24 protein-coding genes are annotated in these 26,950 nt (G+C 70.9%); 19 read left to right on the plus strand and 5 right to left on the minus strand.

What is annotated here, in order from left to right; all coding sequences use genetic code 11:
- Window positions 1-14: 14 nt before the first annotated feature.
- Complete coding sequence (locus tag AB0M16_RS01005; RefSeq protein ID WP_365337348.1) at window positions 15-710, plus strand: demethylmenaquinone methyltransferase; 696 nt, start codon at window positions 15-17, stop codon at window positions 708-710.
- 2 nt (window positions 711-712) lie between these two features.
- Here AB0M16_RS01005 and AB0M16_RS01010 read toward each other — a convergent pair whose 3' ends face one another.
- Both AB0M16_RS01010 and AB0M16_RS01015 read right to left on the minus strand, forming a co-directional pair.
- A complete protein-coding gene (locus AB0M16_RS01010) occupies window positions 713-2,170 on the minus strand; it encodes a phosphodiester glycosidase family protein (RefSeq protein ID WP_365337350.1) in 1,458 nt (485 codons plus the stop codon).
- Complete coding sequence (locus AB0M16_RS01015; RefSeq protein WP_365337352.1) at window positions 2,167-2,892, minus strand: peptidase inhibitor family I36 protein; 726 nt, start codon at window positions 2,890-2,892, stop codon at window positions 2,167-2,169. The genes AB0M16_RS01010 and AB0M16_RS01015 overlap by 4 nt, the downstream gene beginning before the upstream one ends.
- 143 nt (window positions 2,893-3,035) lie before the next feature.
- On the opposite strand from AB0M16_RS01015, the gene AB0M16_RS01020 reads away from it, so the two are divergent.
- Window positions 3,036-4,322 carry a geranylgeranyl reductase family protein gene (locus AB0M16_RS01020; RefSeq protein WP_365337354.1) on the plus strand — a complete coding sequence of 429 codons (1,287 nt, stop codon included), beginning with the start codon at window positions 3,036-3,038 and terminating at the stop codon, window positions 4,320-4,322.
- Here the strand turns inward: AB0M16_RS01020 and AB0M16_RS01025 are convergent.
- The gene (locus AB0M16_RS01025) at window positions 4,288-5,265 is read right to left on the minus strand and encodes a helix-turn-helix domain-containing protein (RefSeq protein WP_365337932.1); all 978 of its coding nucleotides are present in this window, start codon (window positions 5,263-5,265) and stop codon (window positions 4,288-4,290) included. The genes AB0M16_RS01020 and AB0M16_RS01025 overlap by 35 nt on opposite strands.
- A gap of 220 nt (window positions 5,266-5,485) precedes the next feature.
- Between AB0M16_RS01025 and AB0M16_RS01030 the strand changes: the two genes are divergently transcribed.
- Window positions 5,486-6,349 (plus strand): NAD(P)-binding domain-containing protein, encoded by an 864-nt coding sequence (locus tag AB0M16_RS01030; protein WP_365337356.1) that lies wholly within the window; start codon window positions 5,486-5,488, stop codon window positions 6,347-6,349.
- Window positions 6,350-6,444: 95 nt separating this feature from the next.
- Here AB0M16_RS01030 and AB0M16_RS01035 read toward each other — a convergent pair whose 3' ends face one another.
- On the minus strand, window positions 6,445-7,251 hold the full coding sequence (locus AB0M16_RS01035) for a C40 family peptidase (RefSeq protein ID WP_365337358.1): 807 nt from the start codon (window positions 7,249-7,251) through the stop codon (window positions 6,445-6,447).
- A 670-nt stretch (window positions 7,252-7,921) separates the two neighbouring features.
- Between AB0M16_RS01035 and AB0M16_RS01040 the strand changes: the two genes are divergently transcribed.
- From AB0M16_RS01040 to AB0M16_RS01115, 16 genes are all read left to right on the plus strand, one after another.
- On the plus strand, window positions 7,922-8,281 hold the full coding sequence (locus tag AB0M16_RS01040; RefSeq protein WP_030494815.1) for an NADH-quinone oxidoreductase subunit A: 360 nt from the start codon (window positions 7,922-7,924) through the stop codon (window positions 8,279-8,281).
- 17 nt (window positions 8,282-8,298) lie between these two features.
- On the plus strand, window positions 8,299-8,853 hold the full coding sequence (locus AB0M16_RS01045) for an NADH-quinone oxidoreductase subunit B family protein (protein WP_365337360.1): 555 nt from the start codon (window positions 8,299-8,301) through the stop codon (window positions 8,851-8,853).
- Window positions 8,850-9,581 carry an NADH-quinone oxidoreductase subunit C gene (locus AB0M16_RS01050; protein WP_365337362.1) on the plus strand — a complete coding sequence of 244 codons (732 nt, stop codon included), beginning with the start codon at window positions 8,850-8,852 and terminating at the stop codon, window positions 9,579-9,581. Before AB0M16_RS01045 ends, AB0M16_RS01050 begins: the two co-directional genes overlap by 4 nt.
- Window positions 9,578-10,903 carry an NADH-quinone oxidoreductase subunit D gene (locus AB0M16_RS01055; RefSeq protein WP_365337364.1) on the plus strand — a complete coding sequence of 442 codons (1,326 nt, stop codon included), beginning with the start codon at window positions 9,578-9,580 and terminating at the stop codon, window positions 10,901-10,903. Before AB0M16_RS01050 ends, AB0M16_RS01055 begins: the two co-directional genes overlap by 4 nt.
- Window positions 10,900-11,643, plus strand: a complete 744-nt coding sequence (gene nuoE / locus AB0M16_RS01060; protein WP_365337366.1) for an NADH-quinone oxidoreductase subunit NuoE — start codon at window positions 10,900-10,902, stop codon at window positions 11,641-11,643. Before AB0M16_RS01055 ends, nuoE begins: the two co-directional genes overlap by 4 nt.
- The gene (nuoF, locus tag AB0M16_RS01065; protein WP_365337368.1) at window positions 11,643-12,992 is read left to right on the plus strand and encodes an NADH-quinone oxidoreductase subunit NuoF; all 1,350 of its coding nucleotides are present in this window, start codon (window positions 11,643-11,645) and stop codon (window positions 12,990-12,992) included. The genes nuoE and nuoF overlap by 1 nt, the downstream gene beginning before the upstream one ends.
- The gene (locus AB0M16_RS01070; RefSeq protein WP_365337370.1) at window positions 12,989-15,481 is read left to right on the plus strand and encodes an NADH-quinone oxidoreductase subunit G; all 2,493 of its coding nucleotides are present in this window, start codon (window positions 12,989-12,991) and stop codon (window positions 15,479-15,481) included. The genes nuoF and AB0M16_RS01070 overlap by 4 nt, the downstream gene beginning before the upstream one ends.
- Window positions 15,478-16,839, plus strand: coding sequence for an NADH-quinone oxidoreductase subunit NuoH (gene nuoH / locus AB0M16_RS01075; RefSeq protein ID WP_365337372.1), 1,362 nt, complete (start codon window positions 15,478-15,480; stop codon window positions 16,837-16,839). Before AB0M16_RS01070 ends, nuoH begins: the two co-directional genes overlap by 4 nt.
- Complete coding sequence (gene nuoI, locus AB0M16_RS01080; RefSeq protein ID WP_365337374.1) at window positions 16,814-17,410, plus strand: NADH-quinone oxidoreductase subunit NuoI; 597 nt, start codon at window positions 16,814-16,816, stop codon at window positions 17,408-17,410. The genes nuoH and nuoI overlap by 26 nt, the downstream gene beginning before the upstream one ends.
- Window positions 17,407-18,231, plus strand: coding sequence for an NADH-quinone oxidoreductase subunit J (locus tag AB0M16_RS01085; RefSeq protein WP_365337376.1), 825 nt, complete (start codon window positions 17,407-17,409; stop codon window positions 18,229-18,231). Before nuoI ends, AB0M16_RS01085 begins: the two co-directional genes overlap by 4 nt.
- On the plus strand, window positions 18,228-18,527 hold the full coding sequence (nuoK, locus tag AB0M16_RS01090; RefSeq protein ID WP_365337378.1) for an NADH-quinone oxidoreductase subunit NuoK: 300 nt from the start codon (window positions 18,228-18,230) through the stop codon (window positions 18,525-18,527). Before AB0M16_RS01085 ends, nuoK begins: the two co-directional genes overlap by 4 nt.
- Before the next feature lie 10 nt (window positions 18,528-18,537).
- Window positions 18,538-20,433: an NADH-quinone oxidoreductase subunit L gene (gene nuoL, locus AB0M16_RS01095; protein ID WP_365337380.1), complete on the plus strand. Its 1,896-nt coding sequence runs from the start codon at window positions 18,538-18,540 to the stop codon at window positions 20,431-20,433.
- A 5-nt stretch (window positions 20,434-20,438) separates the two neighbouring features.
- The gene (locus tag AB0M16_RS01100) at window positions 20,439-22,028 is read left to right on the plus strand and encodes an NADH-quinone oxidoreductase subunit M (protein ID WP_365337382.1); all 1,590 of its coding nucleotides are present in this window, start codon (window positions 20,439-20,441) and stop codon (window positions 22,026-22,028) included.
- Window positions 22,025-23,689 (plus strand): NADH-quinone oxidoreductase subunit NuoN, encoded by a 1,665-nt coding sequence (gene nuoN / locus AB0M16_RS01105; RefSeq protein ID WP_365337384.1) that lies wholly within the window; start codon window positions 22,025-22,027, stop codon window positions 23,687-23,689. The genes AB0M16_RS01100 and nuoN overlap by 4 nt, the downstream gene beginning before the upstream one ends.
- A gap of 153 nt (window positions 23,690-23,842) precedes the next feature.
- A complete protein-coding gene (locus AB0M16_RS01110; RefSeq protein WP_365337386.1) occupies window positions 23,843-24,787 on the plus strand; it encodes an AraC family transcriptional regulator in 945 nt (314 codons plus the stop codon).
- Between the two features lie 40 nt (window positions 24,788-24,827).
- Window positions 24,828-25,655: a carbohydrate-binding protein gene (locus tag AB0M16_RS01115; RefSeq protein ID WP_365337388.1), complete on the plus strand. Its 828-nt coding sequence runs from the start codon at window positions 24,828-24,830 to the stop codon at window positions 25,653-25,655.
- Between the two features lie 6 nt (window positions 25,656-25,661).
- Here the strand turns inward: AB0M16_RS01115 and fahA are convergent, their stop codons facing one another.
- Window positions 25,662-26,894 carry a fumarylacetoacetase gene (gene fahA, locus AB0M16_RS01120; RefSeq protein WP_365337390.1) on the minus strand — a complete coding sequence of 411 codons (1,233 nt, stop codon included), beginning with the start codon at window positions 26,892-26,894 and terminating at the stop codon, window positions 25,662-25,664.
- Window positions 26,895-26,950 lie beyond the last annotated feature (56 nt).

Consider the following 26,950-nt stretch of genomic DNA (forward strand, 5'->3'; position numbering starts at 1 on the left):
CGAGGCGAACGCCAGTGACCCGCGCCACCCTGGACAAGCAGCCGCACGAAGTCGCCTCGATGTTCGACGACGTGGCGGCGAACTACGACCTCACCAACGACGTGCTGTCCCTCGGGCAGGACCGCCGGTGGCGCAAGGAGGTCGCCAAGGCGGTCGACGCGCGGCCCGGGCAGAAGGTCCTGGACCTCGCCGCCGGCACCGCGACCTCCTCGCAGCCGTTCGCGCGGGCCGGCGCCTACGTCGTGCCCTGCGACTTCTCGCTCGGCATGCTGCGGGTCGGCAAGAAGAACCACCCGTGGATGCCGTTCACGGCCGGCGACGGCACCAAGCTGCCCTTCCGGGACGACGTCTTCGACGCCGTCACCATCTCCTTCGGACTGCGCAACATCCAGGACACCGACCAGGCGCTCCGCGAGCTCCACCGCGTGACGAAGCCCGGCGGCCGGGTCGTCATCTGCGAGTTCTCGCACGCCACCTGGGCGCCCTTCCGCACCGTGTACGAGGAGTACCTGATGCGCGCCCTGCCGCCGGTCGCGCGGGCCGTGTCGTCCAACCCCGACGCGTACGTCTACCTCGCCGAGTCCATCCAGTCCTGGCCCGACCAGCCGACCCTCGCAGGAATGCTGCAGAAGGCCGGCTGGGAGCGGGTGGCCTGGCGGAACCTGACCGGCGGGATCGTCGCGATGCACCGGGGGTTCAAGGCCGCGTAGGCCTACTTCTCGTACATGCCGTAGCCGCTGATCCCGGCGTACACGGAGTCGGCGACGTGCCGGTGCACGTAGACGCCGTTCACGCGGTCCGTCGGCGGGGTGTGCGTCCGGGTGCCGGTCATCAGGGTCGTCGAGCCGCCACCGTCCAGGTTGAGCGCGTCGATCAGGCCGAGCTCCTCGGAGTCCAGGAGCGAGGCGAAGGTCCGGAGGGACGCGCCGTCCTCGTGGGTGGTCGTGTTGTCCGGCTGCGTCTGCCCGGTCAGGGTGACGAGCACGGCGTGTCCGTGGACGTTCGTGCCGACGGCCGTCCGCGAGTCCGTGCAGTTCACGGTGCCGGGTGCCGCGCCGGGACCCGACTGGTTGCAGGTGTCGGGGAGTTCGTCCGGGACCGCGCCGTCGCGCAGGACCTGGTGGAAGGAGCCCACGACGTCGACCGACGGGTCCAGCGGGATCTCCCGGCCCAGCCGCGTGTCCTTGAGCTTCTGGTCGACGGTCAGGCGGGTGCCGACGGCGGCGTTGGCGCGCAGCCACGCGGCACCGGTGCCGACGCCCTGCAGGATGCGCCCCTTGGACGGCACCATGACCTGTGTGGTGTCGGCCCCGCCGCGGCCCTCCCGGGCGGCCGTCACCTTGCCCGTGGAATCGAGGACGACCTCGAAGCCGGGGTCGTCCTCGGTGGTGACGGTCGGGTCGATACCGGGCTTGGGGACCGGGAACCGGTAGTCGTCGGTGAACAGGACGATCTCGTCGGGGTCGGTGTAGACGCCCTTCGCCCCGGTGACCTCCTCGGGGACGAGCCGGTCGTCGCCGTCCCTCGCGCAGCCGCGGGCGCGGCCCGGGTCCCGGTTGATGTCGTCGAGGTGCACGGTGGTCCCGTCGGCCGTGGTCAGGCCGAGCTCCGTGAGCAGCTTGGTGATGTAGGGGACGCCGTACTGGATCACGGCGCCCGAGGTGCCCTGGCCGCGGTTGTAGCAGCTGGAGCTGTGCAGGACGCCGTCGGTGACCGAGACGCCCATGTGCTGGAGCGTGACGGGCTCGGTGCCGGCGGGCAGGAGATGGTCGGGGTGCTTGTCCTCCGACTTGAACAGACCGCCGTTGACGCCGGCCACGGGGTGCCGGGTGGGCACCGAGCTGACCCCGGCGAGCTGTTCGGCGACCGTCTCGGCCACGCCGTCGCCCGCACCGATGGTGCTCTCCAGGCCGATGGGGGCGGCGGACGGGTCGATCTCGACGATCTGGAGGATGCGCGGTCTGGTGCGGTTGTCCAGGTTCTTCTCGGTCCAGGTGGTGCGGGTGACACCGGGGACGGTCGCGTCGACCTCGGCGTTCTTCACCCAGTTCGCGGCGAGCAGGCTCTGCGACTCGTCCACGGTGGGGGCGGCGGCGGCCGAGGTGGTCAGGGCGAGGGCCGCCGTCAGGGCGGCGGCGACGGCGAAGGCCGGGCGCAGGGGCGTGGTCACTGGCACTCCGAGGTTCCGTTGACGAGTTCGTGGGAGCGGAACGTGCCCGCGAGCGAGCCGGGAACGGTGATGTGGTCCCCGCGCAGCACGACGTACGCGCCGTACGACTTGTCGTCGTCGCCGACCCAGGTGCCGGTGTAGTCGGGCTGCAGGTAGAAGCAGACGTGCTTGCCCGTCCGGTTCCACACGGACCGGGGGGCGACCTCGGCGCCGTAGCTGTTGCCCAGGTTCTGCGTCGCGGGGTCGACGGCCGGCTCGTGGACGGTCATCGCGCCGCGCCCGTTCTTCTCGGCGAAGGTGCAGACCTTGTCGTTCTCGCAGCGCTCGTAGCCGGTGAAGCACAGGGCGCGGGTGGGCACCAGCTTGTACGAGCCGACGACCCAGCGGGTGCCGTCGGTGACGTACTCGTCGGCGTTGCCCGGCTTGACGGTCTGGAGGCCGCCTCCGTATTCGCTCCTGCCGTAGACGCAGGCCCACATGCGGGTGTTGTTCTTGACGGACAGGACGGTGCCGGCGTTCCTCTCGGCCTTGCCGCCCTCGGCGACGTCGGTGCGGGTGCCCGTCCCGCTGCTGCCGTCATAGAGGCAGAACTGCCCCGTCGGGCAGTCCTCGAAGGGAGCGGGTTCGGCGTTCGCGGGCAGCACGAGGAACGTCGAGCAGAGCAGAGCGAGGAGGGCCGCGAGCAGCGAGCCCCTCCGTATCTGTGTACGAGTGATGGTCACGGTGGATGATCTTGCCCGTACGTCCGTGCGCAGCGAGCGCTTTACGCCCCGGGCGGACGGTCTGCGCCCGGCGGCGACCGGCGGAACCCGTCCCCATAGACTGCGAAGCGTCCTGAATCGCCGCATCCCCGGGAGCCCCCGCCGTGACCGAGCAGCCTCTCTCCGAGCACACCGCAGATGTGATCGTCGTCGGGGCGGGCCCGGCCGGCTCGACCACCGCGTACTACCTGGCCAAGGCCGGGCTCGACGTCCTGCTCCTGGAGAAGACCGCGTTCCCGCGCGAGAAGGTCTGCGGCGACGGCCTCACCCCGCGCGCCACCAAGCAGCTCGTCGCCATGGGCATCGACATCTCCGAAGAGGCCGGCTGGCTGCGCAACAAGGGCCTGCGGATCATCGGCGGCGGCGTCCGGCTGCAGCTCGACTGGCCGGACCTCGCCTCGTACCCGGACTACGGTCTGGTCCGCAAGCGCGACGACTTCGACGAGCAGCTCGCCCGGCAGGCGCAGAAGGCCGGTGCCCGGCTCCACGAGCGCTGCAACGTCGGCGCCCCGATCATCGACGACCGTACCGGCCGGATCACCGGCGTCCACGCCAAGCTCGGCGAGGAGAAGCGCGAGGTCACCTTCCACGCCCCGCTCGTCGTCGCCGCCGACGGCAACTCCACCCGCCTCTCCCTGGCGATGGGCCTGCACCGGCGCGAGGACCGTCCGATGGGCGTCGCCGTCCGGACGTACTTCACCTCGCCCCGCCACGACGACGACTACCTGGAGTCCTGGCTGGAGCTGTGGGACCGGCGCGGCCCGCAGGACCGTCTGCTGCCCGGCTACGGCTGGATCTTCGGCATGGGCGACGGCACCTCCAACGTCGGCCTCGGCATCCTCAACTCCTCGAAGGCCTTCCGCGAGCTGGACTGGCGCGAGGTCCTCAAGGCCTGGTGCGCCTCCATGCCGGAGGACTGGGGCTTCACCCCGGAGAACATGACGACGCCGATCCGCGGCGCCGCCCTCCCGATGGCCTTCAACCGCCAGCCGCACTACACCAAGGGCCTGCTGCTCGTCGGCGACGCCGGCGGCCTGGTCAACCCCTTCAACGGCGAGGGCATCGCCTACGCGATGGAGTCCGGCCAGATCGCCGCCGACGTCATCGTCCAGGCCCACGCCCGCCAGACCCCCGCCCAGCGCGAACTGGCCCTGCACAACTACCCGAAGATCCTCAAGGACACCTACGGCGGCTACTACACGCTGGGCCGTGCCTTCGTGAAGCTCATCGGCAACCCGAAGGTCATGAAGATCGCCACGCAGCGCGGTCTGACCCACCCCGTCCTGATGATGTTCACCCTGAAGATGCTGGCCAACCTCACCGACCCGACGGGCGGAGACGCGATGGACCGCATCATCAACGGCCTCTCGAAGGTGGCCCCGAAGGCCTGAACCCCGCCCGGTAGGCGGTCGGGGACACCCCGACCGCCCGGGTGAAGTGGCGGCGCAGGTTGGCCGCCGTGCCCAGCCCGCTGCGCTCGCCGACCTGCTCGACGGGCAGGTCGGTGGACTCCAGCAGCGTCCGCGCCCGCGCCACGCGCTCGCCGAGCAGCCACTGCAGCGGCGTCGTGCCGTGCGTCTCGCGGACGCGGCGGTGGAAGGTGCGCGGGCTCATGTGGGCGCGGCGGGCCAGCTCGTCGACGCTCAGCGGCTCGTGCAGGTGCTCCACGGCCCACTGGAGGGCCGGGCCGAGGGTGTCCGGCGCCTCGGCCGGTGGCAGCGGTGCGGCGACGAACTGGGGCCGGTCGCCGGCCCGGTGGGCCGGGACGACCAGCCGGCTCGCGAGTGCGCCCGCGACCGCGGCGCCCAGGTCCTTCCGCACGAGGTGCAGGCACAGGTCCAGGCCCGCGGCGGCGCCCGCGCTCGTCAGGACCGCCCCGTCGTCGGTGTAGAGGACGGACGCGTCGACCGTCACCTCCGGGTGACGGGCCGCGAGTTCGGTCGCGTACGCGTGGTGCAGCGTGGCCCGGCGCCCGTCGAGCAGGCCGGCCGCGGCGAGCGCGAAGGCGCCGCTGCACATCGACACCATCCGCGCCCCGGACGCCGCGGCCGCCCGCAGTCCCTCGACCAGGTCGGCCGGCAGTTCCTGGCGGCCCTCGACCACCGCGTCCGGCACCGACGGCACGATGACGGTGTCCGCGCCCGCGAGCCCGTCCAGGCCGTGGGTGCCGTGCGGGGCCGGGCCGCAGACCCGCAGCTCGTACCAGGGGTCGCTCAGATCCGTGTGCGGCATCCCGAACACCATGGCCACGGTGGAGAGTTCGTACACGTCGTACGGGGAGACGCGCGACTGCTCGTCCGGGACGAGGACGACGGCGACGACGGCGGCGCCCACGTCGTCCGTGGCGACTCCGGTGCTCACGTCCGCGACGCTGCTCGTGTCGGCGACGGTGCTCACGTCCGCGACGGTGCTCGTGTCGGCGACGGTGCTCACGTCCGCGACGGTGCTCGTGTCGGCGACGGTGCTCATGCCCGCGACCCTATGGCAGGAATCGTGCGACGGGCGTCAGTCCTGGTCCTGTCGGCCGGTTCTCGCCGCTGAGAGCGTGAGCGTCATGAGCAAGCAGAACGTCACCGTCATCGGGCTCGGCCGGATGGGCGCGGCTCTCGCCGCCGCCTTCCTCGACGCCGGCCATCCCACCACCGTCTTCAACCGCACCCCGGACAAGGCCGAACCGCTCGTCGCCCGCGGGGCCCGCCCTGCCGCCACCGTCGCCGAGGCGGTCGCGGCGAGCGAGCTCGTCGTGGTGTGCGTCCTCGACTACGCGGCCGTCCGCTCCCTCCTCGCCCCCGTCGCCGACACGCTGCGCGGCAGGGTCCTGGTCAACCTCACGTCCGGCTCGCCCGAGCAGGCCCGCGCGGAGGCCGAATGGGCCGCCGGGCACGGCATCGGCTACCTCGACGGCGGGATCATGACCACCCCGCCCGGCATCGGCGACAGCGCCAACATGATCCTTTACGCGGGCGGCGCCGGCCTCCTGGACACGCACCGCCCGGCCCTGGCCGTCCTCGGCGACCCGGTGGACCTGGGCGCGGACGCCGGTCTCGCCTCGCTGTACGACGCCGGGCTGCTCGGCCTGATGTGGTCGGTGTTCGGCGGCTGGCTGCACGCCACCGCGCTCACCGAGGCCGACGGGGTCCCGGCCCGGGACTTCACGGCCATCGCGGTGCGCTCGCTGCGCACGATGGGCTGGTTCATGACCACGTACGCCGAGCAGATCGACGCGGGGGAGTACCCGGGCGACGACGCGACCCTCGACGTGCACGTGGCGTCGATCGCGCACCTGCTGCACGCCGGCGAGGCGCGCGGCGTCGACGGCAGGCTGCCGGAGCTGCACCTGGCGCTGATGCGGGAGGCCGTGGCGGCCGGGCACGGCGGGGACAGCTACGCCCGGATGATCGAGGCATTCAGGAAGTAGCGCCCTTTCCTGGAAGTACCTTCCCGTTCAGGACATGCGCGAAGGGCCGTCGCTCCCCCGAGGAGTGACGGCCCTTCGTCGTGGACGGAGCGGGATCAGAGGATCCGCACGGCGCCCGACGGCGGGTCCCAGTCCAGGTCGCGCTCGACGACACCGGTGGACGGGTTCTGCGCGCCGACGTACTTGCCGCCGCCGACGTAGATGGCGACGTGGTACGAGCCGCTGCGGCTGCCCCAGTAGAGGATGTCGCCCGGCTGCAGGTTGCTCAGGGACACGGAGGTGCCGCGGCTCGACTGGTCGCTGGAGATGCGCGGCAGGTCGATGCCGGCCTGGGCGTAGGCGGCCTGCACGAGGCCCGAGCAGTCCCAGGAGTTGGGGCCGGTGCCGCCGGAGATGTAGGCGTCGCCGATCTGGGCCTTGGCGAAGGCCACGATCGCGGCGGCGGAGCCGGTGGCGACCGAGCTGGAGGAGTCGGACGACGAGGACCTCGCGGAGAGCGAGGTGCGCGTCGCCGTGCGGGAGGCGCGCTCCTGGGCCTCGGCACGGGCCTTCTCGGCCTTCTCGGCCTCGGCCTTGCGGTCCGCCTCGGCCTTGGCCTTCTTGGCGTCCTTGGCCGCCTTCTGCAGGGCCGCGCTCTCCTGGGCCGCGAGGCTCTGGTCCAGGGCCTCCTGCTGGCTCGCCTCGGCGGAGGCGGAGACGGCGCTCGCGAGGTCGGCGTCGAGGGAGCCCAGGGTGGGCATCTCGAGGGTCTTCTCGGTCACCGGCTCGGCGTTCGCCGGCGCGGCGGCGCCGGCCACCGCGATGGTGCTGAAGACGCCACCGGCAACTCCGGCCCGGAACGCGAGCTTCGAGGCGCTGCGGCGGGGCTTCCGGTGGCTGGGTATGTGAGCGGTCTGGGACATGAGAACAACCGCTATCAGGGCTTCACGGTTCCCTTCAAGAAACGTGGGTTGCGCCACAGTTACGTTCGGAACGTCCTAATCCGCTTCTCTCGCGCCCTTATTGACGCCGTAACGGGCAAATCGGGCGCGGCCCATTCCGGCCTTGATCACGGGTTTTCAATGAAACGCCCGAATTGCCCGTCGCTTACCACCTCTTCACCTCGATGGCCAAGCCCCGCTCTTCGGGGTGGCCCTTCCGTGTGGCGCAGGTCACATTCGGGCTCGTGAACGCGCGCACGTGTCCACCTCGGTCCTCCGGACCCCTCGACCGGGCGACGGCCGGTTCCTTTATCACCCGAACGCAGCCATCACCAATTTGCCTGTCGGGCTCGTGGCTTGATAGTGCAGCACCCCTCCGACCAGCGTTTTCCGATGCGGATGTCACATCTGGTGATCACCTGGGCGCTTCGAGTGGCAAGATCACCGCTCATCCGACTTCATGATCCTTCGTCAGGTGGTGGAGATCACAAAGTCCTTGGCGTACCCCGTGTCGCAGATCACAGAGGGGCGGGCTTAAGATACGCGGCAGTCGGGCTTGTGAACTGCCTCACATGTTGGCGATCTTTCGCGAGGCCCCCACGAGCCGACGGTGCGGTCCAACGGTCAAGGACGACTGGAAGGAGCGAGGAGCGTGAATGCGTACGCGCCCATCCTCGTGCTCGGTGCCCTGGGAGCGGGGTTTGCGATCTTCTCCGTGGTCATGGCCACGCTAATCGGGCCAAAGCGGTACAACAGGGCAAAACTTGAGGCGTACGAGTGCGGCATCGAGCCGACGCCGACGCCCGCCGGAGGCGGTCGCTTCCCGATCAAGTACTACCTGACGGCGATGCTCTTCATCGTCTTCGACATCGAGATCGTCTTCCTCTACCCCTGGGCCGTCACCTTCGACGCCCTGGGGCTTTTCGGGCTCGTGGAGATGCTGCTCTTCGTGCTCACCGTCTTCGTCGCCTACGCGTACGTGTGGCGGCGCGGCGGCCTGGAATGGGACTGAGGGGCTGAGGAGCACCCATGGGACTCGAAGAGAAGCTGCCGAGCGGTTTTCTGCTGACGACCGTCGAACAGGCCGCGGGCTGGGTCCGGAAGGCCTCCGTCTTCCCCGCGACCTTCGGCCTCGCGTGCTGCGCCATCGAGATGATGACGACCGGGGCCGGCCGCTACGACCTGGCGCGCTTCGGCATGGAGGTCTTCCGTGGCTCCCCGCGCCAGGCCGATCTGATGATCGTGGCCGGCCGTGTCAGCCAGAAGATGGCGCCCGTCCTGCGGCAGGTCTACGACCAGATGCCGAACCCCAAGTGGGTCATCTCCATGGGGGTTTGCGCGTCTTCGGGCGGAATGTTCAACAATTACGCGATTGTGCAGGGCGTTGATCACATTGTGCCGGTTGACATCTATTTGCCGGGCTGCCCGCCGCGCCCGGAGATGCTGATGGACGCGATCCTCAAGCTCCACCAGAAGATCCAGGACTCCAAGCTCGGCGTGAACGCGAAGGAAGCGGCCCGCGAGGCGGAGGAGGCGGCGCTCAAGGCGCTGCCGACGATCGAGATGAAGGGCCTGCTCAGGTGAGCGACGAAACCCCGAACCCCGAGAAGGAGCTCAGCGCGCAGAACCTGCCGGGCCAGCGGGGCGACCACGGTGAGGAGGTCCGCGTCCAGCGCGGCATGTTCGGCGCCGCCAACGGCGGCGACACCTCCGGCTACGGCGGCCTGGTCCGCTCCGTGCGCCTGCCCGGCCCGGCCACCCGCCCGTACGGCGGCTGGTTCGACGAGGTCGCCGACGAGCTGGAGGGAGCCCTGGAGGAACAGGGCCTGGTCCCCGAGAACGCGATCGAGAAGACGGTGGTCGACCGCGGGGAGCTCACCTTCCACATCGAGCGCGAGCACCTCGTCCGGGTCGCCCGCACCCTGCGCGACGACCCCGCCCTGCGCTTCGAGCTGTGCACCGGCGTCTCCGGCGTCCACTACCCGGGCGACAAGGGCCGCGAGCTGCACGCCGTCTACCACCTGCGCTCGCTCACCCACGGCCGGCTGATCCGCCTGGAGGTCTCGGCCCCCGACGCCGACCCGCGCATCCCGTCGCTCGTCCCGGTCTATCCGACCAACGACTGGCACGAGCGCGAGACCTACGACTTCTTCGGCATCGTCTTCGACGGCCACCCCGCCCTCACCCGGATCATGATGCCGGACGACTGGCAGGGCCACCCGCAGCGCAAGGACTACCCCCTCGGCGGCATCGCCGTCGAGTACAAGGGCGCCCAGATCCCGGCTCCGGACCAGCGGAGGTCGTACTCGTGACCAGCCCCAATGCGTCGTCCGCCCGCGAGACGACCGAAGGAACCGTCTACACGGTCACCGGTGGCGACTGGGACGAGGTCGTCCGGTCCGCCGCCAAGGCCGACGACGAGCGCATCGTCGTCAACATGGGTCCCCAGCACCCCTCCACCCACGGCGTGCTGCGGCTCATCCTGGAGATCGACGGCGAGACCGTCACCGAGGCCCGCTGCGGCATCGGCTACCTCCACACCGGCATCGAGAAGAACCTCGAGTTCCGGACCTGGACGCAGGGCACCACCTTCGTCACGCGCATGGACTACCTCACCTCGTTCTACAACGAGACGGCGTACTGCCTCGGCGTGGAGAAGCTGCTCGGCATCACCGACCAGGTTCCGGACCGGGCGAGCATCATCCGGGTGCTCCTCATGGAGCTCAACCGGCTCTCCTCGCACCTCGTCTGCATCGCCACCGGCGGCATGGAGCTCGGCGCCACCACGATCATGATCTACGGCTTCCGGGACCGCGAGATGATCCTGGACCTGTACGAGCTGATCACCGGCCTGCGCATGAACCACGCGTTCATCCGCCCCGGCGGCCTCGCCCAGGACCTCCCGCCCGGCGCCGTCGACGCCGTGCGCGAGTTCGTGAAGACCATGAAGAAGAACCTGCCGGAGTACGACAAGCTCGCCACCGGCAACCCCATCTTCAAGGCCCGCATGCAGGACGTCGGCTACCTCGACCTCAGCGGTTGCATGGCGCTCGGCGCCACCGGACCGATCCTGCGCTCCGCGGGCCTCCCGCACGACCTGCGCAAGACCGACCCGTACTGCGGCTACGAGAACTACGAGTTCGAGGTCCCCACCGCGGACAGCTGCGACTCCTACGGACGCTTCCTGGTCCGCCTGGAGGAGATGCGCCAGTCGCTGCGGATCGTCGAGCAGTGCCTCGACCGGCTGGAGCCCGGCCCGGTGATGGTCGGCGACAAGAAGATCGCCTGGCCCGCCCAGCTGGCCCTCGGCCCCGACGGGCTCGGCAACTCCCTCGACCACATCAAGAAGATCATGGGCACCTCGATGGAGGCCCTGATCCACCACTTCAAGCTGGTCACCGAGGGCTTCCGGGTCCCCGCCGGACAGGCCTACGCGGCGGTCGAGTCCCCCAAGGGCGAACTCGGCGTGCACGTCGTCTCCGACGGCGGCACCCGCCCCTACCGGGTTCACTTCCGCGACCCGTCCTTCACCAACCTCCAGGCCATGGCCGCGATGTGCGAAGGCGGCCAGGTCGCCGACGTCATCGTCGCCGTCGCGTCCATCGACCCCGTGATGGGAGGCGTCGACCGATGACGGACGGACACACCAGTCTCGGGATGCCCCAGCTGCCCGCACCCGACTACCCGGCCGAGGTCCGCGCCCGGTTGGAGGCGGACGCGAAGGAGATCATCGCCCGCTACCCCGGATCCCGCTCCGCGCTCCTGCCGATGCTGCACCTCGTGCAGTCGGAGGAGGGCCACGTGACCCGCACGGGCATGCGGTTCTGCGCCGAGCTGCTCGGCCTGACCACCGCCGAGGTCACCGCCGTCGCGACCTTCTACACCATGTACCGGCGCAAGCCGTCCGGTGACTACCAGGTCGGCGTCTGCACCAACACCCTGTGCGCGGTGATGGGCGGCGACGCCATCTTCGAGGAGCTCAAGGAGCACCTGGGCGTCGGCAACGACGAGACGACCGCGGACGGCAAGGTCACCCTCGAACACATCGAGTGCAACGCGGCCTGCGACTTCGCGCCCGTCGTGATGGTCAACTGGGAGTTCTTCGACAACCAGACGCCCGAGTCCGCCAAGCAGCTCGTCGACGACCTGGTCGCCGGGCGCCCCGTCTCGCCCACCCGAGGCGCCCCCCTGTGCACCTTCAAGGAGACCGCCCGCATCCTGGCCGGCTTCCCCGACGAGCGCGAGGGGGCCGTCGAGGCCACCGGAGGGGCCGGCCCGGCCTCGCTCGTCGGGCTGCGACTGGCCAAGGGCGAGACCCCGCACCACAAGATCGTCCACCCGCGCGGCGAATCGGCCAGTGGGGAGGGGGAGTGATGACCTTGGCAGCCGAGATCAACAACAGCAGCCCCGAGAAGCTGCTCTCACCCGTCCTGTCGGCCTTCTGGGACCAGCCCGACTCCTGGACCCTGGAGACCTACCGGCGCCACGACGGCTACGAGGGCCTGCGCAAGGCGCTCGCGATGTCGCCCGACGACCTCATCGCGTACGTCAAGGACTCGGGCCTCCGCGGCCGCGGCGGCGCCGGCTTCCCGACCGGGATGAAGTGGCAGTTCATCCCGCAGGGCGACGGCAAGCCGCACTACCTCGTCGTCAACGCCGACGAGTCGGAGCCCGGCACCTGCAAGGACATCCCCCTCCTCTTCGCCAACCCGCACTCGCTGATCGAGGGCATCGTGATCGCCTGCTACGCGATCCGCTCCTCGCACGCCTTCATCTATCTGCGCGGCGAGGTCGTGCCCGTCCTGCGCCGCCTGCACCACGCGGTCAAGGAGGCGTACGACGCGGGCTACCTCGGCCGGAACGTCCTGGGCAGCGGACTCGACCTCGAACTCACCGTGCACGCCGGCGCCGGCGCGTACATCTGCGGTGAGGAGACCGCGCTGCTCGACTCGCTCGAAGGGCGCCGCGGCCAGCCCCGGCTGCGTCCCCCCTTCCCGGCGGTCGCCGGTCTGTACGCCTGCCCCACCGTCGTGAACAACGTCGAGTCCATCGCCTCGGTTCCCGCGATCCTGAACAAGGGCAAGGACTGGTTCACGTCCATGGGGACCGAGAAGTCCCCCGGCTTCACGCTCTACTCGCTCAGCGGCCACGTCGCCTCGCCCGGCCAGTACGAGGCCCCGCTCGGCATCACCCTGCGCCAGCTCCTCGACATGAGCGGCGGGATGCGGCCCGGCCACCGGCTCAAGTTCTGGACCCCGGGCGGTTCGTCCACCCCGATGTTCACCGACGAGCACCTCGACGTCCCGCTCGACTACGAGGGCGTCGGCGCCGCCGGCTCCATGCTCGGCACCAAGGCGCTGCAGTGCTTCGACGAGACCACCTGCGTCGTGCGGGCCGTCACCCGCTGGACCGAGTTCTACGCCCACGAGTCCTGCGGCAAGTGCACCCCCTGCCGCGAGGGCACCTACTGGCTCGTCCAGCTGCTCCGCGACATCGAGGCCGGCAAGGGCGTCATGTCCGACCTCGACAAGCTGAACGACATCGCCGACAACATCAACGGCAAGTCCTTCTGCGCCCTCGGCGACGGCGCCGCCTCGCCGATCTTCTCGTCCCTGAAGTACTTCCGCGACGAGTACGAGCAGCACATCACGGGCAAGGGCTGCCCCTTCGACCCCGCCAAGTCGACGGCCTGGGCGGACAAGCACCGGGAGGTGAACGCATGACCGTCACCACGTCCGCCCCCGGAGGGGGAGGTGCGGCGGTGCCGCCGAAGGCCACCGACGACATGGTCACCCTGACGATCGACGGCATCGAGGTCTCCGTCCCCAAGGGGACCCTGGTGATCCGGGCCGCCGAACAGCTCGGCATCGAGATCCCGCGCTTCTGCGACCACCCCCTCCTCGACCCGGCCGGCGCCTGCCGCCAGTGCATCGTCGAGGTCGAGGGCCAGCGCAAGCCGATGGCCTCGTGCACCATCACCTGCACCGACGGCATGGTGGTGAAGTCGCAGCTGACCAGCCCCGTGGCCGAGAAGGCCCAGCACGGCGTGATGGAGCTGCTGCTCATCAACCACCCGCTGGACTGCCCGGTCTGCGACAAGGGCGGTGAGTGCCCCCTGCAGAACCAGGCCATGTCCCACGGGCAGGCCGAGTCCCGCTTCGAGGGCAGCAAGCGGACCTACGAGAAGCCGATCCCGCTGTCCACCCAGGTGCTCCTGGACCGCGAGCGCTGCGTGCTGTGCGCGCGCTGCACCCGCTTCTCCCACCAGGTGGCCGGCGACCCGATGATCGAGCTGATCGAGCGCGGCGCGCTCCAGCAGGTCGGCCTCGGCAACAGCGACCCCTTCGAGTCGTACTTCTCCGGCAACACCATCCAGATCTGCCCGGTCGGCGCGCTCACCTCGGCCGCCTACCGCTTCCGCTCCCGCCCCTTCGACCTGGTGTCGTCACCGAGCGTCTGCGAGCACTGCGCGGGCGGCTGCGCGACCCGCACCGACCACCGGCGCGGCAAGGTCATGCGGCGGCTCGCCGCCGAGGATCCCGAGGTCAACGAGGAGTGGATCTGCGACAAGGGGCGGTTCGGGTTCCGGTACGCGCAGCAGCGCGACCGCCTCACCACGCCGCTGGTCCGCAACAAGGAGACCGGCCGGCTGGAGCAGGCGTCCTGGCCCGAGGCCCTGGAGGCGGCGGCCCAGGGGCTGGTCCGCGGCCGCACCGGCGTCCTGGCCGGCGGTCGGCTGACCGTCGAGGACGCCTACGCGTACGCCAAGTTCGCCCGGGTCGCCCTCGACACCAACGACGTCGACTTCCGGGCCCGCGTCCACTCCGGCGAGGAGGCCGACTTCCTGGCCTCCGTCGTCGCCGGCCGCGGCCGCGACCTGGACGGCAGCGGGGTCACGTACACCTCCCTCGAAGCCGCCCCGGCCGTGCTCCTCGTCGGCCTGGAGTCCGAGGAGGAGGCCCCCGGCGTCTTCCTGCGGCTGCGCAAGGCCTGGCGGAAGAAGGGCCAGAAGACGTACGCGGTCGCCGCGTTCGCCACCCGCGGCCTGGAGAAGACCGGCGGCACCCTGCTGCCCGCCGCGCCCGGCACCGAGAGCGAGTGGCTCGACGCCCTCACCTCCCGCGCCGGCCTCTCCGCGGACGGCCTCGCCGCCGCCGAGGCGCTCCGCCAGGACGGCGCCGTCATCGCCGTCGGCGAGCGGCTCGCCGGGGTGCCCGGCGCGCTCACCGCCGCCGTGCGCGCCGCGACCGCCACCGGGGCGAAGCTGGTGTGGATCCCGCGCCGGGCCGGTGAGCGCGGCGCCGTCGAGGCGGGCGCCATCCCGGCGCTGCTGCCCGGCGGCCGGCCCGCGACCGACCCCCGCGCGCGGGACGAGGTCGCCGCCGTCTGGGGCGTCCGTGAACTCCCACACGGCTACGGCCGCGACACCGGCCAGATCGTCGAGGCCGCCGCCACCGGCGAACTCGCCGCGCTGCTCGTCGGCGGCGTCGACGTCGACGACCTGCCGGACCCGGCACGCGCGCGTGAAGCGCTCGACGCCGCCTTCGTCGTCTCCCTGGAGCTGCGCCCCGGCGCGGTCACCGAGCGGGCCGACGTGATCCTGCCGGTCGCCGCGGTCGCCGAGAAGCCCGGCACCTTCCTCAACTGGGAGGGCAGGGCCCGCCTGTTCGAGGCCGCGCTCAAGCCGGAGCAGATGACCCGGCCGCTGCCTCCCGCCGACGCCCGCGTGCTGCACATGCTGGCCGACGCCATGGACGCCCACCTGGGCCTGCCCGACCTGCGGTCCGCGCGGCGCGAGCTGGACCGGCTCGGCGGCTGGACCGGCGAGCGGGCCACCGAGCCGGCCGAGCCCGGCCGGGCCGCGGCACGCCCCGGCGACGGCGAGGCCGTACTCGCGGGGCACCGGCTGCTGCTCGACCTCGGCCGGCTCCAGGAGGGCGACGCGGCGCTGGCCGGCACCCGGCACGCCGCCGTGGCCCGGCTGTCGCCCGCGACCGCCGCCGACACCGGCGTCAAGGACGGCGACCTGCTCGACGTCACCGGCCCCGCCGGCTCCGTCGCCCTCCCGCTGGCCGTCACCGAGATGCCCGACCGGGTGGTCTGGCTCCCGCTGAACTCCACGGGCCGCGGCGTCCTCGCCGGCACCGGCGCCCGCCCCGGCGACCTGGTCCGCATCGGTCCGGCCACCCCTTCGACGGAGGTGCAGGCATGAACACGCCACTCGCCGCCGAAGACCTCTCCATGTTCGGCACGGACCCCTGGTGGCTCGTCGCGATCAAGGCGGTCTTCTGCTTCGCGTTCCTCATGGTGACCGTGCTCTTCTCCATCGTGTGGGAGCGCAAGGTCGTCGCCTGGATGCAGCTGCGCATCGGCCCCAACCGGCACGGCCCCTGGGGCATGCTCCAGTCGCTCGCCGACGGCGTGAAGCTGATGCTGAAGGAGGACGTGATCGTCAGGCGGGCCGACAAGGTCGTCTACGTCCTCGCCCCGATCATCGCCGCCATCCCCGCCTTCATGGCCATCGCCGTGATCCCGTTCGGCCCGGCCGGCAACGAGGTGTCGATCTTCGGGCAGCGCACCACGATGCAGCTGACCGACCTGCCGATCGCGATGCTGTACGTCCTCGCGGTCGCCTCCGTCGGCATCTACGGCATCGTCCTCGCCGGTTGGTCCTCCGGCTCGACGTACCCGCTCCTCGGCGGTCTGCGCTCCTGCGCGCAGATGATCTCCTACGAGATCGCCATGGGCGCCGCCTTCGCCTCCGTCTTCCTCTACTCCGGGTCGATGTCGACCTCGAAGATCGTGGAGGCGCAGGCCGACCGCTGGTACATCGTGCTGCTGCCGGTCTCCTTCATCATCTACATCGTCACCATGGTGGGCGAGACCAACCGCGCCCCCTTCGACATGCCGGAGTCCGAGGGCGACCTCGTCGGCGGCTTCAACACCGAGTACTCGTCCATCAAGTTCGCGCTGTTCATGCTCGCCGAGTACGTGAACATGGTGACGGTCTCGGCCGTGTCGGTGACCCTCTTCCTCGGCGGCTGGCGTGCCCCGTGGCCCGTCTCCACGTTCTGGGAGGGCGCGAACCACGGCTGGTGGCCGATGCTCTGGTTCGTCCTCAAGGTCCAGCTGCTGCTGTTCTTCTTCATCTGGCTGCGCGGCACGCTGCCCCGCGTCCGCTACGACCAGCTGATGAAGCTGGGCTGGAAGGTGCTCATCCCGGTCTCCGTGGTCTGGCTGATGCTGGTCGCCACGGTCCGGGCGCTGCGCAACGAGAACTACGACTTCCAGACCATCGTGCTCTACGTCGCCGGGGCCGTCCTCGCGGTGCTGCTGCTCTCCTTCGTCGCGGACGTCTTCCGCGACAAGAAGGCCAAGGCGCAGGCGCCTTCGCCCGAGGAAGCCCGCCCGTTCGACCCGATGGCCGGCGGCTTCCCCGTACCGCCCAAGCCCGGACAGTCCCTGCCGCCCGTACCGCGGCGTCGGCCCCGCAGCGAGCGGGAGCTGATCGTCAGTGGTGGCCCCGATACTGCTACTGCGAGTGATGGAAAGGAGACGGACGGTGTCTGATTTCCAGAATCCGGTGGCCGGCTTCGGCGTGACCTTCAAGGCCATGTTCAAGAAGCGGCTGACCGAGCAGTACCCGGAGCAGCAGAAGACGACGGCGCCCCGCTTCCACGGCCGGCACCAGCTCAACCGTCACCCCGACGGTCTGGAGAAGTGCGTCGGCTGCGAACTGTGCGCCTGGGCCTGCCCGGCCGACGCGATCTACGTGGAGGGCGCGGACAACACCGAAGAGGAGCGCTACTCGCCGGGCGAGCGGTACGGCCGCGTCTACCAGATCAACTACGCCCGCTGCATCCTGTGCGGACTGTGCATCGAGGCCTGCCCCACGCGCGCGCTGACGATGACCAACGAGTTCGAACTGGCCGACTCCTCCCGCGAGAACCTGATCTACACCAAGGAGCAGCTGCTCGCGGGCTTGGAAGAGGGCATGGTCGACACGCCGCACGCCATCTTCCCGGGCACGGACGAGCAGGACTACTACCGCGGCCGGGTCACCGAGGCGGCGCCCGGCACCGTCCGTCAGGTCGCCGCCTCCAAGGGGGAGAAGGACGAACCGGAGGGGGTGGACGCATGAGCGCGCTCGCCGCCGCCACCACCTCCACCGGTGAGGCGTTCCAGTTCTGGGTGCTCGGCACCGTCGCCGTCATCGGCGCGCTGTGCACCATCCTGATGAAGAAGGCCGTCCACTCCGCGCTCTGCCTCGCCGGGACCATGATCGTCCTGGCGGTCTTCTACCTGGCGAACGGGGCGTACTTCCTGGGCATCGTCCAGATCGTCGTCTACACCGGCGCGATCATGATGCTGTTCCTCTTCGTCGTCATGCTGGTCGGCGTCACCGCCGCCGACTCGCTGAAGGAGACCATCAAGGGCCAGCGCTGGTGGGCCGCCGCCTGCGGGCTCGGCTTCGGCGTCCTGCTGATCGCGGGACTCGGCCACGCCTCGCTGACCGAGTTCAACGGCCTCGGCACGGCCAACACGGCCAACGGCGGGAACGTGGAGGGCCTCGCCGCCCTCATCTTCACCAAGTACGTCTTCGCCTTCGAGATCACCGGCGCCCTGCTCATCACCGCGGCCGTCGGCGCGATGGTCCTCACCCACCGCGAGCGCACCGAACGCGCCCGCACCCAGCGCGAGCTGGCCGAGCAGCGCGTGAGGGAAGGCAAGCACGTTCCGCCGCTCCCGGCGCCCGGCGTCTACGCCCGGCACAACGCGGTGGACATCGCCGGCCTGCTGCCCGACGGCACCCCGGCCGAGCTGACCGTCATCTCGACCCTGCGCAAGCGGGGCCAGATCCGGGACGTGTCCGGCGAGGCGCTCGCGGACCTCAAGGCCCTGGAGCAGCGCTCCGAGGAGCGTCTGGGCCGGACGCGGGACGAAGAGGAGGCCTCCCGGTGAATCCCGTCAACTACCTGTACCTCGCCGCCCTGCTGTTCACCATCGGCGCGGTCGGGGTGCTGATCCGGCGGAACGCGATCGTGCTCTTCATGTGCGTCGAGCTGATGCTCAACGCCTGCAACCTCGCGTTCGTCGCCTTCTCCCGCATGCACGGCAACCTCGACGGCCAGATCATCGCCTTCTTCACGATGGTCGTGGCCGCCGCGGAGGTCGTCGTCGGGCTCGCGATCATCGTGTCCGTCTTCCGTGCCCGTCACTCGGCCTCGGTCGACGACGCCAGCCTGATGAAGCTGTGAGGGGCTGACCGTGGACAACCTCATTGCGCTGCTCATCGCCGCGCCCCTGCTCGGAGCCGTCGTCCTGCTGTGCGGCGGAAGGCGGCTCGACAGGACCGGGCACTGGCTCGGCACCCTGCTCGCCGCCGCCTCCTTCGTGATCGGGCTGGTCCTGTTCGCCGACATGCTCTCCAAGAGCGCCGACGAGCGGGCCCTGCACCAGGAGCTGTTCACCTGGATCTCGGTCGGAGACTTCCGGGCGGACGTCGCCTTCCAGCTCGACCAGCTGTCGATGACCTTCGTGCTCCTGATCACCGGCGTCGGCACGCTCATCCACCTGTATTCCGTCGGCTACATGGAGCACGACGAGCGGCGCCGCCGTTTCTTCGGCTACCTGAACCTGTTCGTCGCGGCGATGCTGCTGCTCGTCCTCGCCGACAACTACCTGCTGCTGTACTTCGGCTGGGAGGGCGTCGGCCTCGCCTCGTACCTCCTCATCGGCTTCTGGCAGCACAAGCCCAGCGCGGCCACCGCCGCCAAGAAGGCCTTCCTGGTCAACCGGGTCGGCGACATGGGCCTGTCGATCGCGATCATGCTGATGTTCACCACCTTCGGCACCTTCGCCTTCGGCCCGGTCCTGGAGTCCACCGGTGAGGCGTCCGAGGGCAAGCTGACCGCGATCGGTCTGATGCTGCTCCTCGCCGCCTGCGGCAAGTCGGCCCAGGTGCCCCTGCAGTCCTGGCTCGGGGACGCGATGGAGGGCCCGACCCCGGTCTCGGCCCTCATCCACGCCGCCACCATGGTGACCGCCGGCGTCTACCTGATCGTGCGCTCCGGCGAGATCTTCAACGCCGCCCCCGACGCGCAGCTCGTCGTCACCGTGGTCGGCACCGTCACGCTCCTCTTCGGTGCGATCGTCGGTTGCGCGAAGGACGACATCAAGAAGGCGCTGGCCGGCTCGACGATGTCGCAGATCGGCTACATGATCCTCGCGGCCGGCCTCGGCCCGATCGGCTACGCCTTCGCGATCATGCACCTGGTCACCCACGGCTTCTTCAAGGCCGGGCTCTTCCTCGGCGCCGGTTCGGTCATGCACGGCATGAACGACGAGGTCGACATGCGCCGCTACGGCGGCCTGCGGAAGTACATGCCGGTCACGTTCCTCACCTTCGGCCTCGGCTACCTCGCGATCATCGGCTTCCCCGGCCTGTCCGGCTTCTTCTCCAAGGACAAGATCATCGAGGCGGCCTTCGCCAAGGGCGGCACCGAGGGCTGGATCCTCGGCGGCTGCGCCCTCCTCGGCGCCGCCATCACCGCGTACTACATGACCCGCGTGATGCTGATGACCTTCTTCGGCGAGAAGCGCTGGCAGCCCGACGCGAACGGCGAGCTGCCGCACCCGCACGAGTCGCCGAGGTCGATGACCGTCCCGATGGTCCTGCTGGCCGTCGGCTCGGTCTTCGCGGGCGCCCTGTTCAGCATCGGCGACCGGTTCGTCACCTGGCTGGAGCCGGTCACGAGCTTCGAGCACGGACACCCGCCGATCGGCGCCGGCGCGATCACCACCGCCACCGTCGCCGTCATGCTCCTCGGCGTCGGCATCGCGTACGTCCAGTACGGGCGCCGCCCGGTGCCCGTGGTCGCCCCGCGCGGCTCGCTGCTCACCCGGGCCGCCCGTCGCGACCTGCTCCAGGACGACTTCAACCACGTCGTCTTCGTCCGCGGCGGCACCCACCTGACCCGCTCCCTCGTCTACGTCGACCACAGCCTCGTCGACGGGGTGGTCAACGGCACCGCGGCCTCGGTCGGGGGGCTCTCCGGCCGGCTGCGCAAGCTCCAGAACGGCTACGCCCGGTCGTACGCGGTCTCCATGTTCGGAGGTACGGCGGTGCTCATCGCCGCGACCCTGCTGATGAGGGCGGTGTAACCACCATGTCCCAAGTGGTCAACGCGGGCTTCCCGCTCCTTACGGTGACGGCGGGGGTCCCGGCGGTCGGCGCGGTCCTCACCGCCGCCGTCCCCGCCGCCCGCCGCACCGCGGCCAAGTGGCTCGCGCTGCTCGTCTCGCTCGTCACGCTCGTGCTCGCCGCCGTCGTCTGGGTACGGTTCGAACCCGGCGGCGACCGCTACCAGCTCGTCGAATCGCACGCCTGGATCAAGGACTTCGGCGTCCGCTACGAGCTCGGCGTGGACGGCATCGGGGTGGCGCTCATCGGGCTCACCGCGCTGCTCATCCCGTTCATCGTGCTGGCCGGCTGGCACGACGCCGACCCCCTGGAGACCTCCTCCAAGCGGTGGCGGCCCACCCAGGGCTTCTTCGCCCTGATCCTCATGGTCGAGGCGATGGTGATCCTCTCCTTCGAGGCCACCGACGTCTTCCTCTTCTACATCCTGTTCGAAGCCATGCTCATCCCGATGTACTTCCTCATCGGCGGCTTCGGCGACCGCGCCCACTCCGGCACCGACGAGAACGCGGCCGCGCAGCGCTCCTACGCGGCGGTCAAGTTCCTGCTCTACAACCTGGTCGGCGGCCTCATCATGCTGGCCGCGGTCATCGGGCTCTACGTCGTCGCCGGCAACTTCTCGCTCACCGAGATCGCCGCGGCACGGGCGAACGGCTCGCTGGAGATGGCCACCAGCACCGAGCGGTGGCTGTTCCTCGGCTTCTTCTTCGCCTTCGCGGTGAAGGCGCCGCTGTGGCCCCTGCACACCTGGCTGCCCAACGCGATGGGGGAGGCCACCGCCCCGGTCGCCGTCCTCATCACCGCCGTCGTCGACAAGGTCGGCACCTTCGCGATGCTCCGCTTCTGCCTCGGCCTCTTCCCCGAGGCCTCGAAGTGGGCCACCCCCGCGATCGTCGTCCTCGCCCTCATCAGCATCGTCTACGGGGCGCTGCTCGCCGTCGGCCAGCGGGACATCAAGCGCCTGGTCGCGTACGCCTCGATCTCCCACTTCGGCTTCATCATCATGGGCATCTTCGCGATGACCACCCAGGGGCAGTCGGGCGCCACGCTCTACATGGTCAACCACGGGATCTCGACGGCCGCGCTGATGCTGGTCGCCGGCTTCCTGATCTCCCGGCGCGGTTCGCGGCTCATCGCCGACTACGGCGGTGTGCAGAAGGTCGCCCCGGTGCTCGCCGGCACCTTCCTGATCGGCGGTCTCGCCACCCTGTCGCTGCCCGGACTCGCCCCGTTCGTCAGCGAGTTCCTCGTCCTGGTCGGCACCTTCTCGCGCTACCCGGTGGCCGGGATCGTCGCCACGACCGGCATCGTCCTCGCCGCGCTCTACGTCCTCGTCCTCTACCAGCGGACGATGACCGGCCCGGTGAAGGAGGACGTGCGCGGGCTGCCCGACCTGCGGGTGCGCGAGCTCGCGGTGGTGGCCCCGCTGATCGCGGTGCTGATCTTCCTCGGGGTCTTCCCGAAGCCGCTGACGGACGTCGTCAACCCGGCGGTGCAGTACACCATGTCCGATGTCCAGCAGAAGGACCCGAGCCCCGAAGTGGAGGCGGCCAAGTGAGCGTTTCAGCCGTCGCACCCGCTGTCCACACCCTGTGGACGACGGCGGCCGCCGAGCCGATCGACAAGATCCCGGCACCCCACATCGAGTACACCCAGCTGTCCCCCGTGCTCATCGTGGTGGGCGCGGCCGTCATCGGCGTCCTCGTCGAGGCCTTCGTGCCGCGCAAGGCCCGCCACTACACGCAGGTCTTCCTGAGCGTCCTGGCCCTCGCCGCCGCCTTCGCCGCGGTCGTCGGCCTCGCCGCCGGAGGCTACGGCTCCACCAAGGCCCACATCGCGGCCATGGGCGCCGTCGCCGTCGACGGACCCGCCCTGTTCCTCCAGGGCACCATCCTGCTCGCCGCGATCGTCTCGATCTTCACCTTCGCGGAACGCAGGCTCGACCCGGCCGACCACGGCCACCGGGTCGACTCCTTCGCCGCCGAGGCCGCCGCCGTCCCCGGCAGCGAGCAGGAGAAGGCGGCGGTCAAGGCCGGTTTCACCACCACCGAAGTCTTCCCGCTCGCCCTGTTCGCGGTCTCCGGCATGCTGGTCTTCCCGGCCGCCAACGACCTGCTGACGCTCTTCGTCGCCCTGGAAGTCTTCTCGCTCCCGCTCTACCTGCTGTGCGCCGTCGCCCGCCGCAGGCGTCTGCTCTCGCAGGAGGCGGCGGTCAAGTACTTCCTGCTCGGCGCCTTCTCCTCGGCGTTCCTGCTCTTCGGGATCGCCCTGCTCTACGGCTACGCGGGCTCCGTCTCGTACGCCACCATCGCCGACGTCGTCGGCGGCGACGTCACCGCGATCGACCCGGCGCTCGCCGACACCATGGGCAACGACGTGCTGCTGCTCATCGGCTTCGCCCTGGTGACGATGGGCCTGCTCTTCAAGGTCGGCGCCGTCCCGTTCCACATGTGGACCCCGGACGTCTACCAGGGCGCCCCGACCCCCGTCACCGGCTTCATGGCCGCCGCGACGAAGGTCGCCGCGTTCGGCGCGATGCTGCGTCTGCTGTACGTGGTGCTGCCCGGCCTCACCTGGGACTGGCGGCCGGTCATGTGGGCCGTCGCCATCGTCACCATGCTGGGCGGTGCGATCGTCGCCATCACCCAGACCGACATCAAGCGCCTGCTCGCGTACTCCTCCATCGCCCACGCCGGATTCATCCTGGCCGGTGTCATCGCGGCCACGCCCACCGGCGTCTCCTCGGTGCTGTTCTACCTGGGCGCCTACTCCTTCGTGACGATCGGCGCCTTCGCGGTCGTCACGCTGGTGCGGGACGCGGGCGGCGAGGCCACGCACCTGTCCAAGTGGGCCGGACTGGGGCGTCGTTCCCCGCTGGTCGCGGCGGTCTTCGCGGTCTTCCTGCTCGCCTTCGCCGGCATCCCGCTGACCTCCGGCTTCTCCGGGAAGTTCGCGGTCTTCAAGGCGGCGGCGGAGGGCGGCGCGGGCACGCTGGTCGTGGTCGGTGTCATCTCCTCGGCGATCGCCGCGTTCTTCTACATCCGGGTGATCGTGCTCATGTTCTTCAGCGAGCCGAAGGAGGACGGCCCCACGGTCGCCGTGCCCTCGGGCCTCACCTCGGCGGCGATCACGGCCGGTGTCGTGGTCACGCTGGTGCTCGGCTTCGCGCCGCAGTACTTCCTGGACCTGGCCGACCAGGCGAGCGTGTTCGTGCGGTAGCCACCCGTACGGCCCCGAGGGCCCGGCCCCCGCGCTCGCGGGGGGCCGGGCCCTCGGCGCGTGTCCGGCGCACGCGGGGGTGACCCGACCGGGGGCGGCGTGCCATCGTGAGTGACCGCCGGATTGGTCTCGACCAGTTGAGGAGGACGCCCCATGCGCGGCACCACCGCGTCGCCCGACACCCCCTGTGCCGCGTCCCGGCGCGGGGAACCGCCCGTGCACCGCCTGGAGGTGCGGCTGCCCGACGACGTGCCGTTCGCCGTGGGCAGCTTCGACACCATCGGACCCATGTCCCGGGCCACCTTCCCGCACCGGCACACCTTCTACGAGATCGTGCACGTCACCCACGGCACCGGCACCCACGTCGTCGACCTGAACCGCTGGGAGCTCCGCCCGCCGCACCTCGGCCTGATCCTGCCCGGAGAGCTGCACCACTGGGAGGACGTCCACGGCCTCGACGGCTCCGTCGTCCTGTTCACCCCCGAGTTCCTCGTCGACCATCCCGGCGACCAGGACCTGCTGCGCCGCATCGGCGCCCGCCCCTGGCTCCGCCTCGACCCGGCCGAGCACACCCGCACCGGGCGTCTGATCGCCGAACTCAGCGAGGAGTACGGCCACGGCCACAGCGGATTCGCCACCGTGCTGCGCTCCCTGCTGCACGTACTGCTCGTGCGCACGGCCCGCCTCGGCGGCCCCACGGAGCCGGCGGTACCTCCGGGGCGCCCCGCCTCCGTCGCCGACGCCTTCACCCGGCTGATCGCCCGCACCGACGCGGACGGCGCGGCCGCCGGACCCCGGTCCGTGCGCCAGTGCGCCGAGCTGCTCGGGGTCACCCCCGGCTATCTCACCGCGACGGTGCGGGCGGCCCTCGGCCGCACCCCGGCCGGCCTGCTCCGCGAGGCCCGCACCCGGGAGGCCCAACGCCTGCTCGCGCACACGCAGCTGTCGATACGTCAGGTCGCCGCCCGGACCGGTTTCGACGACCCCGCGTACTTCTGCCGCTTCTTCCGCCGCGAGACCGGCATGAGCCCCGGGGACTTCCGAAAGCACCACGACCACCGCGCTGCGTCCATCGAAGCGGACCCCGGATCCGCCTAGGTTTCTGGTCGATCGTTCCGCCCCCCACAGAGGAGCAGGCATGGACCGAGAGACCCCGACCGGGCACGTCACGCGCAAGGCCGTGCTGCGCGCCGCACTGGCGGCCGGCATGGCCGCCCCGGCGGTGCTCATGGGCGTTCCCGCGCTCGCACGCAACCTCGACGCCGGCACCGTCGCGCCCGCGCTCACCCCGGCGTGCGACGACGGCGACGACCCCACACCGGCGCAGATCGAAGGGCCCTACTTCAAGCCCAACTCGCCCTTACGCACGAGCCTGGCGGAGCCGGGGACGCCCGGCGTGCGGCTGACCGTGAGCGGCTACGTCTTCGGACGGGCCTGCCTCCCCGTCGCGGGAGCCCTGCTCGACTTCTGGCAGGCCGACACCAACGGCGCCTACGACAACACCGGATTCCGCTTCCGCGGCCACCAGTTCACCGGTGCGGACGGCGCCTTCACGCTGGGCACGATCGTGCCGGGCCTCTACCCGGGCCGCACCCGGCACCTCCACGTCAAGGTGCAGGCACCGGGCCGCCCGGTGCTCACCACCCAGCTGTACTTCCCGGGCGAGCCGCGCAACAACACCGACGCGCTGTTCGACGCGCGGCTGCTGATGAGCGTGCGGGACGCGGGCGGCGGGGCCAAGGAGGCCGCCTTCGACTTCGTCCTGGACGTGCCCCAGGACCCGGGCCCGAGCCCGACACCGACCCCCACGGCGACCGCCCCGGGGGGCACCTGGGCGGCCGGGACCGCGTACCGGGCCGGGGACGCGGTCACCTACGCCGGGCGGGGCTATGTGTGCCTCCAGGCCCACACGGCCCAGCCCGGGTGGGAGCCGCCGGCCGTGCCCGCCCTGTGGCGGGCGGCCTGAGCCGGCTCAGACGGCGCTGTTCGGCGCGATCCGGCCGGTGACCTCGCCGAGGGCGACGCGGACGCCGTCCGGGCCCGGGGCCCAGGCGGTCAGGGTGACCTCGTCGCCGTCCTCCAGGAACGTGCGCTTGCCGTCGGCGAGGTCGAGGGCGTCGCGCCCGTTCCAGGTGAGTTCGAGCAGCGAGCCGCGCTGACCGACCTCGGGGCCGGAGACCGTGCCGGAGCCGTACAGGTCACCGGTGCGCAGCGAGGCACCGTTGACGGTCATGTGGGCGAGCTGCTGCGCGGCCGTCCAGTACATCGTGGAGAACGGCGGCTCGGCCACGACCTCGCCGTTGATGGCGACGGTGATCCGCAGGTCGAAGCCGCCGGGCTCCTCCTCGCCGGAGTCGTCCAGGTAGGGGAGGAGCGGGAAGTCCCGCGCGGGCGCGGCGACCCGGGCCGCGTCCAGGGCCTCCAGCGGCGTCACCCAGGCCGAGACGGAGGTCTGGAAGGACTTGCCGAGGAACGGGCCGAGCGGCACGTACTCCCAGGCCTGGATGTCCCGGGCCGACCAGTCGTTGAGCAGGGTCAGGCCGAAGACGTGCTCGCGGAAGTCGGCCAGCGGCACCGGAGTGCCGAGCGCGGACGGGGTGCCGACGAGGAAGCCGACCTCGGCCTCGATGTCCAGCTTGACCGAGGGCCCGAAGACGGGCGTCGCGTCGGCCGGGGTCTTGCGCTGACCGGCCGGGCGGACCACGTCCGTGCCGGAGACCACGACGGTGCCGGAGCGCCCGTGGTAGCCGATCGGCAGGTGCTTCCAGTTCGGGGTGAGCGGCTCGCCGTCCGGGCGGAAGATGTGCCCGACGTTGGTGGCGTGGTGCTCGCTCGCGTAGAAGTCGACGTAGTCGGCGACCTCGTACGGCAGGTGCAGGGTGACCGCGTCCAGCGGGTGCAGCAGCGGCTCCACGACCGGGCGGTGCGCGGGCACGGTCACCCAGCCGGTCAGCGCCCGCCGCACGTCGCGCCAGGCGGTGCGGCCGGCCGCGAGCAGCGGGTTGAGGCTGGGCTGCGCGAGCAGCGCGGCGTACGGCGAACCGAGCGCGTGGGCCGCGGCCCCCGCGTCGAGCACGTGCCCGCCGATCCGGACGCCGAGCCGACGCCGGTCGGGCTCGTCGGCGGTGGAGAAGACGCCGTACGGAAGGTTGTGCGGGCCGAAGGGGTCGCCCTCGGCCAGATCGAGCGGGCTCTGCTCGGGCATCGGTGCTTGCCTCGCTTTCCAGGTGTGTGGGGGACACGTTACGGGGCGGGCGCCGA

It is taken from the genome of Streptomyces sp. NPDC051921, assembly GCF_040680975.1.
Classification (GTDB): Bacteria; Actinomycetota; Actinomycetes; order Streptomycetales; family Streptomycetaceae; genus Streptomyces.

Excerpts from the sequence above, each read along its gene's own strand:
- AB0M16_RS01030 (WP_365337356.1), top strand. The coding sequence starts at position 5,486 with ATGAGCAAGCAGAACGTCACCGTCATCGGGCTCGGCCGGATGGGCGCG.
- AB0M16_RS01035 (WP_365337358.1), bottom strand. The coding sequence starts at position 7,251 with ATGTCCCAGACCGCTCACATACCCAGCCACCGGAAGCCCCGCCGCAGC.
- AB0M16_RS01045 (WP_365337360.1), top strand. The coding sequence starts at position 8,299 with ATGGGACTCGAAGAGAAGCTGCCGAGCGGTTTTCTGCTGACGACCGTC.
- nuoE (WP_365337366.1), top strand. The coding sequence starts at position 10,900 with ATGACGGACGGACACACCAGTCTCGGGATGCCCCAGCTGCCCGCACCC.
- nuoF (WP_365337368.1), top strand. The coding sequence starts at position 11,643 with ATGACCTTGGCAGCCGAGATCAACAACAGCAGCCCCGAGAAGCTGCTC.
- AB0M16_RS01070 (WP_365337370.1), top strand. The coding sequence starts at position 12,989 with ATGACCGTCACCACGTCCGCCCCCGGAGGGGGAGGTGCGGCGGTGCCG.
- nuoH (WP_365337372.1), top strand. The coding sequence starts at position 15,478 with ATGAACACGCCACTCGCCGCCGAAGACCTCTCCATGTTCGGCACGGAC.
- nuoI (WP_365337374.1), top strand. The coding sequence starts at position 16,814 with ATGGAAAGGAGACGGACGGTGTCTGATTTCCAGAATCCGGTGGCCGGC.
- AB0M16_RS01085 (WP_365337376.1), top strand. The coding sequence starts at position 17,407 with ATGAGCGCGCTCGCCGCCGCCACCACCTCCACCGGTGAGGCGTTCCAG.
- AB0M16_RS01100 (WP_365337382.1), top strand. The coding sequence starts at position 20,439 with ATGTCCCAAGTGGTCAACGCGGGCTTCCCGCTCCTTACGGTGACGGCG.
- AB0M16_RS01110 (WP_365337386.1), top strand. The coding sequence starts at position 23,843 with ATGCGCGGCACCACCGCGTCGCCCGACACCCCCTGTGCCGCGTCCCGG.
- AB0M16_RS01115 (WP_365337388.1), top strand. The coding sequence starts at position 24,828 with ATGGACCGAGAGACCCCGACCGGGCACGTCACGCGCAAGGCCGTGCTG.
- fahA (WP_365337390.1), bottom strand. The coding sequence starts at position 26,894 with ATGCCCGAGCAGAGCCCGCTCGATCTGGCCGAGGGCGACCCCTTCGGC.